Origin of the sequence: Mesoflavibacter sp., from assembly GCF_964226795.1 — a bacterium.
In the GTDB taxonomy this organism is placed as follows: domain Bacteria; phylum Bacteroidota; class Bacteroidia; order Flavobacteriales; family Flavobacteriaceae; genus Mesoflavibacter; species Mesoflavibacter zeaxanthinifaciens.
The window spans coordinates 92,784-107,363 of the sequence record NZ_CAXQQP010000014.1; the positions used below are offsets into that span (position 1 = coordinate 92,784).

General features: G+C 31.0%; 11 protein-coding genes. All 11 read left to right on the forward strand.

Annotated features, from left to right (window positions below; translation table 11 throughout):
- The first annotated feature begins 1 nt into the window (after position 1).
- Positions 2–1,081 carry a magnesium/cobalt transporter CorA gene (gene corA / locus ACEQT4_RS12345; protein ID WP_370228073.1) on the forward strand — a complete coding sequence of 360 codons (1,080 nt, stop codon included), beginning with the start codon at positions 2–4 and terminating at the stop codon, positions 1,079–1,081.
- A gap of 206 nt (positions 1,082–1,287) precedes the next feature.
- On the forward strand, positions 1,288–3,816 hold the full coding sequence (locus ACEQT4_RS12350) for a PIG-L family deacetylase (RefSeq protein WP_370228075.1): 2,529 nt from the start codon (positions 1,288–1,290) through the stop codon (positions 3,814–3,816).
- 22 nt (positions 3,817–3,838) lie between these two features.
- On the forward strand, positions 3,839–4,381 hold the full coding sequence (locus ACEQT4_RS12355; RefSeq protein ID WP_370228077.1) for a hypothetical protein: 543 nt from the start codon (positions 3,839–3,841) through the stop codon (positions 4,379–4,381).
- A 150-nt stretch (positions 4,382–4,531) separates the two neighbouring features.
- Entirely contained in the window at positions 4,532–6,232 is a 1,701-nt protein-coding gene (locus tag ACEQT4_RS12360; protein WP_370228079.1) for a sodium:solute symporter, read from the forward strand.
- Complete coding sequence (locus ACEQT4_RS12365) at positions 6,225–7,205, forward strand: Gfo/Idh/MocA family protein (RefSeq protein WP_370228081.1); 981 nt, start codon at positions 6,225–6,227, stop codon at positions 7,203–7,205. The genes ACEQT4_RS12360 and ACEQT4_RS12365 overlap by 8 nt, the downstream gene beginning before the upstream one ends.
- A gap of 111 nt (positions 7,206–7,316) precedes the next feature.
- On the forward strand, positions 7,317–7,541 hold the full coding sequence (locus ACEQT4_RS12370) for a hypothetical protein (protein WP_036227210.1): 225 nt from the start codon (positions 7,317–7,319) through the stop codon (positions 7,539–7,541).
- A 30-nt stretch (positions 7,542–7,571) separates the two neighbouring features.
- Positions 7,572–8,249 (forward strand): tRNA (guanosine(37)-N1)-methyltransferase TrmD, encoded by a 678-nt coding sequence (gene trmD / locus ACEQT4_RS12375; protein ID WP_027879702.1) that lies wholly within the window; start codon positions 7,572–7,574, stop codon positions 8,247–8,249.
- A gap of 195 nt (positions 8,250–8,444) precedes the next feature.
- Positions 8,445–8,798 (forward strand): 50S ribosomal protein L19, encoded by a 354-nt coding sequence (gene rplS, locus ACEQT4_RS12380; RefSeq protein WP_027879701.1) that lies wholly within the window; start codon positions 8,445–8,447, stop codon positions 8,796–8,798.
- A 622-nt stretch (positions 8,799–9,420) separates the two neighbouring features.
- The gene (locus tag ACEQT4_RS12385; RefSeq protein ID WP_370228084.1) at positions 9,421–10,044 is read left to right on the forward strand and encodes a pentapeptide repeat-containing protein; all 624 of its coding nucleotides are present in this window, start codon (positions 9,421–9,423) and stop codon (positions 10,042–10,044) included.
- Between the two features lie 154 nt (positions 10,045–10,198).
- Positions 10,199–12,424 carry an NADP-dependent isocitrate dehydrogenase gene (locus ACEQT4_RS12390; RefSeq protein ID WP_027879699.1) on the forward strand — a complete coding sequence of 742 codons (2,226 nt, stop codon included), beginning with the start codon at positions 10,199–10,201 and terminating at the stop codon, positions 12,422–12,424.
- A 79-nt stretch (positions 12,425–12,503) separates the two neighbouring features.
- The coding region (locus ACEQT4_RS12395; protein ID WP_370228086.1) for a carboxypeptidase-like regulatory domain-containing protein at positions 12,504–14,580 on the forward strand (2,077 nt) is incomplete at its 3' end.

Genomic DNA, 14,580 nt, shown 5'->3' on the forward strand with positions numbered 1-14,580 from the left:
TATGGCAAAAAACAAACAAAAAAAACGCACACAAAACTATAAAAAGCACTTAGGTCAAATACCTGGCGCATTGGTTTATACAGGAAAAAAAGAAGACGTAAAATTACATCTTCATTCTTTTGATTATACCAATAACGACATACACGAAAAAGACCTTTCTAACATAGAAGAAGCGTTTGTTTTTAAAGATACAGAGTCTGTAACATGGGTTAACCTTAACGGATTAAATAATATAAACGAGATAGAAACCATAGGTAGTTACTATCAACTTCATCCATTACTTTTAGAAGACATTGTAAATACTTCTCAACGCCCAAAAATTGACGAGTATAAAAGTTACATCTTTATCGTTTTAAAAATGATGTATTACGATGATAATGAAACTATTATATCAGAACAAGTAAGTTTTGTACTAGGCAAAAACTATGTATTGACTTTTCAAGAAGCCGAAGGTGATGTTTTTGAAAATGTAAGAGATCGTATAAGACACAAAAAAGGACGTATACGTACAGAAGGTGCAGACTATTTATTGTATGCCTTAATAGATGCTATCGTAGATCATTATTATGCCATTATAGAAACTATGGGTAATAAAATTGAAGACCTTGAAGACGATCTTTTTAATGGAATTTCTCAAGAAGAAATCTCTCAGCAAATACAAAATTTAAAACGAGAAGTTTTAAAAGTAAGACGTGCTATTTTTCCGCTTCGCGAAATTATTGGTCGCATAGAAAAAGACCCAAATAGTTTAATTGAAGAACAGACAACACACTTTTTTAGAGATGTTTACGACCATATTATACAGGTTACAGAAAACTTAGATATTTATCGCGAAATGATTTGGAGTTTAATGGATATGTACATGACAACTATTAGCAATAAAATGAACGAAGTCATGAAGGTGTTAACCATTATCGCTACCATTTTTATTCCATTAACCTTTATTGCTGGGATCTACGGGATGAACTTTGTTAACATGCCAGAGCTACAATACAAGTATGGTTATTATGTGGTTTGGGCTGTAATGATTCTTATTTTCTTAGCGATGCTGTACTACTTTAAACGTAAAAAGTGGCTTTAGTTAGCAGTTAGCAGTTAGCAGTTAGCAAACGTAAATGATTTGTGACAATTCGTGTAATTCGTGTCAAAAAGAAAAAAAATATAGAAATAAAAATTAGCTTCAATTCTTAAAATTAACATCCTAAAAATAACGTTAAAAAAGGCTTAAAACAGCTATTCCGCTAAGGCTATTATGTATATTTACCTCAAACATAATTAACCTTAAAAATGCTAAAAAAACTAGCTTCGCTCCTATTTATTTTTGTTTTGGCTCTGCCTTTACAAGCACAACAACCAAAAAAACTTAACGCATCTCAAATTCATGATGCTGTAAAAAAACTTAACTTTTTAGGTACAGTTCTTTATGTAGCAGCTCATCCGGATGATGAGAATACACGTCTAATTTCTTACATGTCTAACCAAATAAAAGCACGTACAGCTTACCTATCTTTAACTCGTGGTGATGGCGGACAAAATCTTATCGGTCCAGAAATTAGAGAATTATTAGGTGTTATACGTACACAAGAATTATTAGCCGCAAGAAGTGTAGATGGTGGCGAGCAACGTTTTAGTAGAGCAAACGATTTTGGTTACTCAAAACATCCTGAAGAAACTTTAGATATTTGGGACAAAGACCAAGTATTAAGCGATGTTGTTTTAGCCATAAGACAGTTTAAACCAGATATTATCATTAACCGTTTTGATCATCGTACACCTGGTACAACTCACGGTCATCACACAACTTCTGCTATGTTAAGCGTAGAAGCTTTTGATTTGGCAAAAAACCCAAACATATATCCAGAACAAGCTAAAACTTACGGAACTTGGCAACCAAAACGCCAATTTTTTAATACCAGTTGGTGGTTTTATGGTAGTGAAGAAAATTTTGAAAAAGCAGACAAAAGCAAACTTTTAAATTTTGATATTGGCGTATATTACCCTTCAAAAGGGTTATCAAATAACGAGATTGCTGCACTTTCTAGAAGTAAACATTTATGTCAAGGGTTTGGTGCTTTAACACAACGTGGATCGCAAACCGAATATATCGAACTTATTAATGGCGATTTACCAAAAGACAAAACCAACCTTTTTGAAGGTATAGACACAAGCTGGAATCGTGTTAAAGGCGGAAAAACTATTGGAGATATATTAAAGAAAGTTGAGACAAATTTCAATTTTGAAAATCCTTCAACACACGTTAAAGACTTATTATTAGCAAGACAGTTAATCCAACAATTAGATAATGAGTATTGGAAAAACTATAAAACTCAAGAAATTGACGCTATAATTGAAGCTTGTTTAGGTCTATATTTAGAAGCATCTGCTAATACGCCAACTGCTTCTGCAGGAGAAACTATTACATTAAATATTGAAGCAGTAAACCGTAGTGCAATTAATATGGAATTGGTGTCTTATCAACTTTCTACAGATAAAACAGCTACTTTAAAAGCGCTTCCTTTAAAAAATAATGATAAACAAAATGTAGATCAATCGCTTACTATTCCTAAAAATATGCAACCATCTTCACCGTATTGGTTAAATAAAAAAGGAACTTTAGGTATGTATAAAGTTGAAGATAAAAATTTAATAGGAAAGCCAGAAACACCAAGACCAATAAGCGTGACTTTCAATTTAACGATTAATAATCAACCGTTTTCTGTAACTAAACCTATTGTTTACAGGTACTCTAAACCAGATAAAGGCGAATTATATCGTCCGTTTGAAATCATTCCTGAAGCATCAGCAAAAATTTCAGAAAAAGTCATCATTTTTGATACAGATCAACAAAAAGACATTTCGGTAATTGTAAAAGCTGGTCGTGATAATTTAAATGGTTTTGTTCAAATAGCGCATCCAAACAATTGGTCTGTTTATCCTGAAAAGCAAAACATAGATATTAAATATAAAGGTGAAACTCAAACGTTGACGTTTACGGTTATTCCTCCAAAAAATCAAAACGAAGGATTAATAACGCCAATGGTTCATGTTGGTGAAGACGTTTACACGAGAGAATTAGTTGAAATCGATTACGAACACATTCCTTATCAAACCGTTGTGCTTCCAAGCGAAAGCAAAATAGTACGTTTAGATATTAAAAAACGAGGCGAAAACATTGCGTATATTGAAGGTGCAGGCGATGTTGTACCAGAAAGTTTAAGACAAATTGGTTACAATGTAATGGTTTTAAAACCAGAAGACATCACTACTGAAAGATTAAGCGCTTTTGATGCTGTAGTTGTTGGTATTAGAGCGTATAACATCTTAGACGAGCTTAAATTTAAACAGCAAATTTTATTCGATTTTGTAGAAAATGGTGGCAATATGATTGTGCAATACAATACAAATCGCGGTCTAAAAGTGGACAACTTATCTCCTTTTGAGTTAAAAGTGTCTAGAGATCGTGTTACTGATGAGAATGCAGAAGTTACACTTTTAGCTAAAGATCATCCAGTTTTAAATTATCCAAACCAAATTACAAAAACCGACTTTGAAGGTTGGACGCAAGAACGTGGTTTATATTTTCCAAACCAATGGTCTAGCGAGTTTACACCTATTCTATCGATGCACGATAAAGGCGAAACCGAAAAACAAGGTAGTTTGTTAGTCGCAAAACACGGTAAAGGCTATTATATTTATACAGGTCTTAGCTTTTTTAGAGAATTTCCTGCTGGTGTTTCTGGTGCGTACAGATTATTTGCTAATATGCTAAGTATTGGAAAAGACAATTTAGATAACAAAGAACAATTTAAGGATTAATAACTATTTGTTTCCATAAAAAATGTCAATACTCGATTTATTAACTACATTCTGGATGAATTGGATAATGCTTCCTTCATTTATATTAGGAATTATTGGGTTATTATTTTATGTATATTCTACACAAAACAAAAAAATAAATAGAAAAAGATTTAACATAATAGGAATTTATCTAATTATTTTATTTGTATTTAATTGGCTAATCGGATTCAGTTTATCATTGACTTTTGAAACACTCGTAAAAAAAGAATTAATAAGTTTTTTAAACCAACCTAATATCGAAATAAAAATTAATGGTGAAAAACTTGTTCCTGAATACTCAACAAGAGTTGTTAGTGAATTAAAGGAAATAAAAAGTTTACCAGGTCATCACTCATCTCCTAAAGATGAAATTGAATTAAAAATAATATCTGATAAAGACTCGATGACACTAACGATTAAGAAGGATTCGGAAAAAGAATATGAGTTTTGGGTGTTTTCAGATAAATATAATCATACAAAAGAAAATGACATCGGAAAACTTAAGACCTTAGTATTTATAAGATACTACAACAGTAATAGCTAACATAATACAAATTTTAATCTCTTAAAGATAGATAAACTAAAAATGCAAAACCAACCAAAATACCAATGGAAACCAATGTACACCTTAGTACTATTGGCAAATATTTTATACTTAATCGCTTTTTATTTAATCACGTTATATTTTTAAAAAATGCAAACATTAGATTGGATTATTTTAATAAGTACATTACTAATCATAGTTATTTATGGAACGTACCAAACTAAAGGCAGTAAAAATGTACAAGATTACTTAAAAGGCGGTAATACAACACCTTGGTGGACAATAGGTTTATCGGTTATGGCTACACAAGCCAGCGCAATTACGTTTTTAAGTACGCCTGGACAAGCATTCCATTCGGGTATGGGATTTGTACAATTTTACTTCGGATTGCCAATTGCAATGGTCGTGATTTGTATGGTGTTTATCCCGTTATATCACAGATTAAAAGTCTATACGGCTTACGAGTTTTTAGAAAACCGTTTTGATAAAAAAACCAGAACACTTACTGCGATTTTATTTTTAATTCAACGTGGTTTGGCTGCAGGAATTACCATTTTTGCTCCTGCAATTATTCTATCGGCTGTTTTAGGCTGGAATTTACTACTCCTAAACATCATCATTGGCGTTTTGGTAATTATTTACACCGTTTCTGGCGGAACAAAAGCTGTAAACGTTACTCAAAAACACCAAATGGTTGTAATTTTTACAGGAATGATCATTGCGTTTGTTTTAATAATTAATCAACTTCCTAATGATATTACTTTTTCTAAAGCGCTGCAAATAGCTGGAGCAAGTGGTAAAATGGATGTTTTAGATTTTTCTTTCGATTTAAATAACAGATACACCGTTTGGAGTGGATTAATTGGTGGTACCTTTTTAATGTTATCTTATTTTGGGACCGATCAAAGCCAAGTACAACGCTATTTATCAGGTAAATCTGTAAAAGAAATGCAATTAGGCTTACTATTTAACGGACTTTTAAAAGTACCAATGCAGTTTTTTATTCTGCTAGTTGGAGTTATGGTTTTTGTGTTTTATCAGTTTAACGAATCGCCAATAAATTTTAATCCAACAGCAACCGAAGTCGTTTTAAACAGCGAATATTCTCAAGACTATCAAACGCTTCAAAAGCAACAAAACGAATTATTTGCTGAAAAACAACAAGCTATTTTCAATTATGTAAAAACTGAAAATAATGTAACTGCCAAAACTATTTCAGAATATAACACTAAAAGTGATGTTTTAAGAAGCGAAGCACAAAAACTAATTGAAAAAGCTGGCGAATCAAAGAGTTTAAAAGTAGAAAGTAATGATAAGGATTACGTATTTATTCACTTTATATTAAACAATTTACCAAAAGGATTAATCGGATTATTATTAGCGGTAATTTTAAGCGCAGCAATGTCTAGTACCGCTAGCGAACTTAACGCTTTAGCAAGTACAACAACCATAGATTTATACAAACAACGTGTTGGAGAAAAATCTGAAGACGATATGGTTAAAGCCTCTAAAGGCTTTACTTTACTTTGGGGAATTTTAGCTATTGGCGTAGCCTGCGTTGCCAATCTTGCCGAAAATTTAATTCAGTTAGTTAACATTATCGGTTCTATTTTTTATGGTAATGTTCTTGGTATATTCTTGTTAGCGTTTTTCTTCAAATTTATTAAAGCAAACGCTGTGTTTATTGCAGCATTAATCACACAAATTTTAGTTATTGGTTTATTCTTTTTAAATCAATTTGAAATTATCAACTTGCCATTTTTATGGTTAAACTTTGTTGGCTGTTTAATTGTTATGGTTATCGCTTTTGTCATTCAGACTTTAATGAAAAATGAAATGAATTATGCATAAAGAACAAACCATACATTGGGGAATTATAGGTCTTGGAAAAATTGCTGAAAAATTTGCGACAGATATGCAAAAAGTAAGCAATAGCAAGATTTACGCAGTAGCTTCAAGAACATTAGAAAAAGCCGAAACCTTTGCTAAAAAACACCAAGCCACAATGGCTTATGGTAATTATGAAGAATTGTTAAGTGACCCTAAAATAGACGCCATTTACATTGCTACACCACATAGTCTACACAAAGAAAACACACTTATGTGTTTACAAAACAACATTCCTGTACTTTGTGAAAAGCCATTAGCTTTAAACCGTTTTGAAGTAGAAAACATGATAAATGCTGCCAAAGAAAACAATACGCTTTTAATGGAAGCTTTGTGGACATACTTCTTACCACATTATCAAAAGGTTTTAGAATTATTAGAACAAAAACACTTTGGAAACATCTTAAAACTAGAAGCAGATTTTGGTTTTAAAGCTAGTTTAGATCCTTCTGGAAGAGTATACAATAAAACTCTTGGTGGCGGTAGTCTTTTAGATATTGGTATTTACCCAATATTTAGTGCACTTACAACACTTGGTATTCCTAAAAAGACCGAAGCAAAAGCTACTTTTTTTGATAATGGTGCAGACGCTACTTGTAATATGATTTTTTATTATGATGAAGCAATTGCCCGTTTAAAATCTACTTTAGTTGAAAAAACTAACACAGAAGCAATTTTTACCTGCGAAACTGGTGTAATTAAAATAAACTCAAGGTTTCATGAGCCAACAACAGTAACATTAATATCTAATAACGGTGAAGAAAAAACACTTGATTTTAACTACAACTCTATTGGTTACAATTTTGAAATAGAGCATTTTAATCAATTAATCAGAACTAATAAAAAAGAAAGTCCAATTATGAGTTTTCAAAAAAGCACCGAATTAATTGATTTATTAGACTTAATTAAAGCACAAATTGGGTTGAGTTATCAATAATTCTTCATTCAAAACTCTTAGTTTTTAAAATATATTTGAAATTGTTAAGCTTTTAAAGTAACTTAGTACAAACTAGTTACAGAATTATCGTAACTAATTAAAGTTTCAGTTATGGAAAAATCTTTAATTGTAATACTAGCTTTAGTCATTTTTTCGGCAATAGGTTTTGCGTATTCTGTGTTCTTAAAAAGTTATGTCAAAACTTCGTTTGGCGAAAAATGGCTTCACCTTTGGAATAACAAACTTTACTTTTGGCAAAGCACCATTTTTGTTAGTGCAGCGTTTACCTTTTTAATCATGTATCTTTTAAAATGGATTGATGTATTGAATTTTTAGAATATCTTTGCTATCCATTTTAGCAAAGCCATGAGAATAGATATCATCACTGTTTTACCAGAGTTACTTAAAAGTCCGTTTGAAGCATCCATTTTAAAACGTGCTATAGAAGCAGATTTGGTAGAAGTACATTTTCATAATTTAAGAGATTATACTACAGATAACTACAAAACCATTGACGATTATCAATTTGGTGGCGGCGCAGGTATGGTAATGCTTATAGAACCTATAGATAAATGTATAAGCAAATTAAAATCGCAACGTCACTATGACGAGGTTATTTATATGACACCAGATGGCGAAACCTTAAATCAAGGTATTGCCAACACCTTATCATTAAAAGAAAATATCATTATCCTTTGCGGACATTATAAAGGTGTAGACCAACGCGTACGCGATATGTTTGTCACTAAAGAAATATCTATTGGCGATTATGTTCTATCTGGCGGAGAACTTGGTGCTGCTGTACTTTGTGATGCTGTAATACGATTAATACCAGGAGTTTTAGGTAACGAAACATCAGCATTAACAGACAGTTTTCAAGATAATTTATTAGCGCCACCAATTTATACAAGACCTCGAGATTATAACGGACATAAAGTACCAGAAGTATTATTTAGCGGTAATTTTCCAAAAATTGAAAAATGGCGAGAAGAACAAGCTTATAAACGCACAAAAGAAAGAAGACCAGATTTACTAGATGAATAATTTGGTCTGTTCGAGTATTTTGTGAAGTATAAACAAAATGTATCGATGACTTAAAACCGTCTTTGTCAACAAACATTTTTTAAACTTTTACTTTTATCAATTAACTTTTTGCTTATATTTGCACCCAATTTCGGATTAACCTCTGGCGAAATACGTGAATGTTGTTCTGAATCAAACACTTAAACATAAATAAAGATGGAATCTTTAATAAAATTTGTACAAGACGAATTTGTAACAAGAAAAGACTTACCAGAATTTTCAGCTGGTGACACAATTACAGTTTACTACGAAATTAGAGAAGGAGAAAAAGTAAGAACTCAGTTCTTTAGAGGTGTAGTATTACAAAGAAGAGGTACTGGTACTTCAGAAACTTTTACAATTAGAAAAATGTCAGGAACAGTTGGTGTAGAGCGTATCTTCCCTGTTAACTTACCTGCATTACAAAAAATTGAAGTTAACAAAAGAGGTAAAGTTAGAAGAGCAAGAATCTTTTACTTTAGAGGTCTTACAGGTAAAAAAGCTAGAATTAAAGAAGCTAGAAGAAAATAATTTACCACTTCAAATCATATATAAAAAGCCTAAACTTAATCGTTTAGGCTTTTTTTAGTTATTAACTTTTGTTAATAACCATGGTTCATAAACGGTTGATATTTAAATAGTTAAAAACTATAAAAAACTAATAAAAAGACTTATCTTAGTAAAACAATTAATAACAATATTATTTATTGGTTTCGATAAAATGAATTTGATTTAGTTGTATTGTTTTTTGAGGTTTTTGAAAATTACATGTGTAGTCGTGTAAATTGTAAAATTAAGAGATTTTAAAAAGTACTTTATGTGAAAGCAGAAAGGAACTAATAAAATTGAAAGTTTTAAGTAATCTTAAGTAGCAATAGCTACTTTAAGAAGAACAAAACAATGTTTTACAATGGTAATTTCATGAAAATTGAAATTAAAAGAGTAAATCATCTAGAAAAACAATTACTATGTACATTTTGTAACAAGTCAACACATTTTGAAAGTTACCCAAATGTACTATTGATTTGACAAGTGCGTGAACCGAAAAGATGTAAAACGAAAGTTTTGGATCGATTTAATGAAAGTTAAATAGGTCATCGCCAAAGTGTTAATTCAAGAAAGCCATAGCAACAATAGTTAATTCTATTATGTTATGGCTTTTGTTTTTTTAGGTTTCTTATCTTACAGCATAAATAAAAGTACAATGCCTCTACCCTTTATCGCAGATACCGTTTATAAAAACAAAGATTTTACTTCTCAAGCATTACAAAGAGCAGAATATGATAACTGCACATTTATTAACTGTAATTTTGAAAACAGTTTTCTATCGGCTTTTAGTTTTTTAGACTGCGTTTTTGAAGGTTGTAATCTAAGTAATATTAAAGTTAAAGATGCTACGTTTAAAGATGTAACGTTTTTAGACAGTAAAATGTTAGGTATTTTATTTTCTGACTGTAATAAGCTTTTATTTTCTGCAAGTTTTACAGATTGTGTTTTAAACTTTTCTTCTTTTTATAAAATCAAGTTAGTCTCGAGTAAATTTAAAAACTGTGTATTTGATCAAGTAGACTTAACCGAAGCTAATTTTACTAAAGCTACGTTTGATACTTGTAATTTTAAAAATGCTGTTTTTGAACAAACAAACTTAGAGCAAGCAGACTTTAGTAAAGCAATAAATTACAGTATTAACCCAGAAAGAAATAAAATAAAAGGCGCTAAATTTTCAAAAGATCAAATTTCAGGACTTCTTGATACTTATAAAATTGTGATTTCTTAAAATTTTAATCATATTTTATCAAATTCGTAATTTTATAATCTTCTAAATATCATCATTATAATAAAACGTTAAGTGCCAATTTTCACTTTAAAAAACCTCTTGTTTTTCGTATATTCGTCAAGCTAAAAAAATAACTAACATTCAATTTAATTATATGTCAAATTCACCAAAAATTATATATACAATTACAGATGAAGCGCCAGCATTAGCAACGCGTTCTTTTTTACCAATTGTTAAATCTTTTACAGCTTCTTCTGGTATAGAGATTGAAACAAGAGATATCTCTTTAGCAGCTAGGATCTTAGCTGTTTTTCCTGATGTTTTAACAGAAGAACAACGCGTATCTGATGACTTAGCCTTTTTAGGAGAATTAGCAAAAACACCAGAAGCTAACATTATTAAACTACCTAATATTAGTGCTTCAATACCTCAATTAAGAGCTGCAATTAAAGAGCTACAAGCTAAAGGTTATGCTGTACCAGATTATCCTGAAGAAGCTACAACAGAAGAAGAGAAAGATGCTAAGCAACGTTATGACAAAATAAAAGGAAGTGCTGTAAACCCAGTTTTACGTGAAGGAAACTCAGATAGACGTGCGCCAAAAGCAGTAAAAAATTACGCTAAGAAAAACCCACATTCTATGGGTGCATGGTCAAAAGATTCTAAATCTCATGTAGCGACAATGTCTCATGGTGATTTTGCACACAACGAGCAATCGGTAACTTTAGATAAAGCAACTACTGTAAAAATACAACATACTGACAATAACGGTAATGTTACTGTTTTAAAAGATAATTTAAACCTTTTAGAAGGTGAAATTATGGACGCAACAGTAATGAGTAAAAAAGCTTTATTAACCTTTTTAGAAGAGCAAGTAAAAGACGCTAAAGAGCAAGGTGTATTGTTTTCTTTACACATGAAAGCTACAATGATGAAGGTGTCAGACCCAATTATTTTTGGACATGCTGTACGCGTATTCTTTAAAGATGTTTTTGCTAAGCATGCAGAAACTTTTGAAAAAATTGGTGTTGACGTTAATAATGGCTTTGGTAACTTAATAAGTAACTTACAAGAGTTACCAGAAGCAGAGCAAAATACTATTTTAGAAGATATTGAGGCTGCATATAACAACAATCCAGATTTAGCAATGGTAGATAGTGATAGAGGTATTACTAACTTACACGTACCAAGTGATGTTATTATTGATGCATCTATGCCTGCAATGATACGTACTTCTGGACAAATGTGGAACAAAGAAGGGAAACAACAAGATACTAAAGCTGTAATACCAGATAGCAGTTATGCTGGTATTTACACAGCTACTATAAACTTCTGTAAAGAACATGGTGCATTTGATCCAACTACCATGGGTACTGTACCAAACGTAGGTTTAATGGCGCAAAAAGCTGAAGAATATGGTTCTCATGATAAAACTTTTGAAATATCTACTGACGGAAAAGTTGAAATCGTAGATACAGACGGTAATGTTTTAACATCACATGATGTTGAAACTGGAGATATCTGGAGAGCTTGTCAAGTAAAAGATTTACCAATACAAGACTGGGTAAAATTAGCTGTAACACGTGCAAAAGCTACTGGTTGGCCAGCAGTTTTCTGGTTAGACGAAAACAGAGCTCATGATGCAGAATTAATCAAAAAAGTAAATGCTTACTTAAAAGATCATGATACAGACGGATTAGAAATTCATATTCTTTCACCAATCAAAGCAACAGAGTTTACTTTAAAAAGAGTAAAAGCTGGAGAAGATACAATTTCTGTAACAGGTAATGTATTACGTGATTACTTAACAGATTTATTCCCAATTTTAGAACTTGGTACATCAGCAAAAATGTTATCTATTGTACCGTTAATGAATGGTGGAGGATTATTTGAAACTGGAGCTGGTGGATCTGCACCAAAACACGTTCAACAATTTGAAAAAGAAAACCACTTACGTTGGGATAGTTTAGGAGAATTTTTAGCACTTGCTGTGTCTTTAGATCACTTTAGCGAAGTTAACAACAATCCTAAAGCAAAAGTTTTAGGTGATGCGTTAGATGTTGCCACAGAAAAACTACTAGAAAACAAAAAAGGTCCTTCTAGAAAAGCAGGAGAAATTGATAACCGTGGTAGTCATTTTTATTTAGCAATGTACTGGGCTGAGGCTTTAGCAAACCAAGATAAAGATAGAACACTAAAAGCTCAATTTGAGCCAGTTGCTTTAACTTTTAAAGCTGAAGAAAAAACTATCATAAAAGCTTTGAACGATATACAAGGTAAATCTGTTGATATTGGTGGTTACTATGAACCAACCGACGAATTAGCTGATCAAGCTATGAGACCAATAGAATTATTTAATAATATTTTGAAGGAAATATAAATTTCTCTAGCGAAATTAATAAATTGTTAAAAGCTCCTTTTACAGGAGCTTTTTCTTTATTTTTACTTTAAAAATTGTAATGAATTCTAAGCTAATCCTAACCATAGCATTTTTAATTCAAATCTCCTTATCTGCATTCTCTCAAGAAAAATTCACATTAAGTGGAAAAATAACAGACATCAATACTAACGAGTCATTAATTAGCGTAAATGTTATTATTCCTGAATTAAATACTGGCACAACTACTAATGAGTATGGCTTCTACTCTATCACATTACCAAAAGGTAACTACAAAGTGATAATTTCTTATTTAGGTTATGCAGAAACTTCAGAAACTATCAATCTAAATGAAGATATTACTAAAAACTTCAATTTAACTGAATCTGTTGAAAGCTTAGAAGAAGTTGTGATTACAGAAAATGTAGAGCGACTAAACATAAGAAAACCACAAATGAGTGTTAATGCGTTAAAAGCTTCTACAATAAAAAAAATACCAGTAGTTTTAGGAGAACCTGATGTTATCAAAGCAATTACTTTATTACCTGGTGTCACTAACGCTGGAGAAGGTAGTTCTGGATTTAACGTACGTGGTGGCGCTGCGGACCAAAACTTAATTTTATTAGACGAAGCTACTGTTTTTAATTCTTCACATTTATTCGGGTTATTTTCTGTTTTTAATCCTGATGCTATTAAAGATTTAAAACTATATAAAGGAGGAATACCATCACGCTACGGTGGACGTGTTTCTTCTGTTTTAGATATTTATCAAAAGGAAGGAAATAGTAAAGAATTTCATGCAAATGGAGGTATTGGTTTAGTTGCTAGTAGATTATTAGCAGAAGGACCATTAAAAAAAGACAAAGGTTCTTTTCTTTTTGGTGGACGTAGTAGTTATGCTCACTTATTTTTACCACTTTTTGATATTGATAACGTGGCTTACTTTTATGATTTAAACACCAAATTAAGCTACAAACTAAATGATAAAAATAATATCTATTTATCTGGATATTTTGGTCGTGATGTATTTAGAATTGCAGATAGTTTTGATAACACCTACGGTAATACGGTTGTAAACTTTAGATGGAATCACTTGTTTTCTGATAAGTTATTTTCAAATATGTCATTAATATATTCTGATTACTATTATGGATTAAAGCTTAATTTTGTTGAATTTGATTGGGATTCAGGAATTAGAAATTTTAACTTTAAATATGATTTTAAACATTATATTTCTAATAATTTCAAACTTCAATATGGTTTAAACAGTATATATTATAAGTTTAATCCAGGAGAAATTGAACCTTCTACACCAACTTCAGGAATAAATCCTTTCAAACTAATAGATAAATATGCATTTGAAAATGCTATTTATTTAGATGCAGAGCATGAACTATCTGATAAACTATCTATTAATTATGGGTTAAGGCTAAGTTCTTTTTTACGTTTAGGTCAAGATGAATTAAACATTTATGAAAACGATCAACCTGTAATTTTTAATGAAGATTTACAGATTTATGAAAAGGCAGAACCAATAGGTACAGAAAACTATAACAGAAGTGATGTTATAAAATCCTTTTTTAATTTAGAACCAAGATTTTCAGTTGCATATCAATTAAACAAAAATAGTTCTATAAAAGCAAGTTATAATCGTATGACACAGTATTTACACTTGTTATCAAACACTAGTTCTCCAACACCTTTAGACGTATGGACTCCAAGTGGTAAATATGTAAAACCACAACTGCTAGACCAAATAGCTGTAGGATATTTTAAAAGTTTTAATAATAACGATTACTCCTTAGAAGTAGAAAGTTTTTATAAAACAATAAAAAATAGAATCGATTATATAGACGGCGCAAATTTGATAGCTAATAATGCAATTGAACAAGTTATTTTAAACGGAAAAGCAAGAGCTTATGGATTAGAAATTCTTTTTAAAAAAAATGTCGGAAAATTAGAAGGTTGGATAGCCTATACTTTATCAAAATCAGAACAACAAACAACAGGAAGAACACCTGAAGAGCTAGGTATAAATAACGGAAATTGGTACAATACTGCATTTGATAAAACTCATGATATTTCAATAACTAGTAATTACGAATTGAATAAAAAATGGACTTTTAATGCCAATTTTGTTCTTCAAACAGGACAACCTA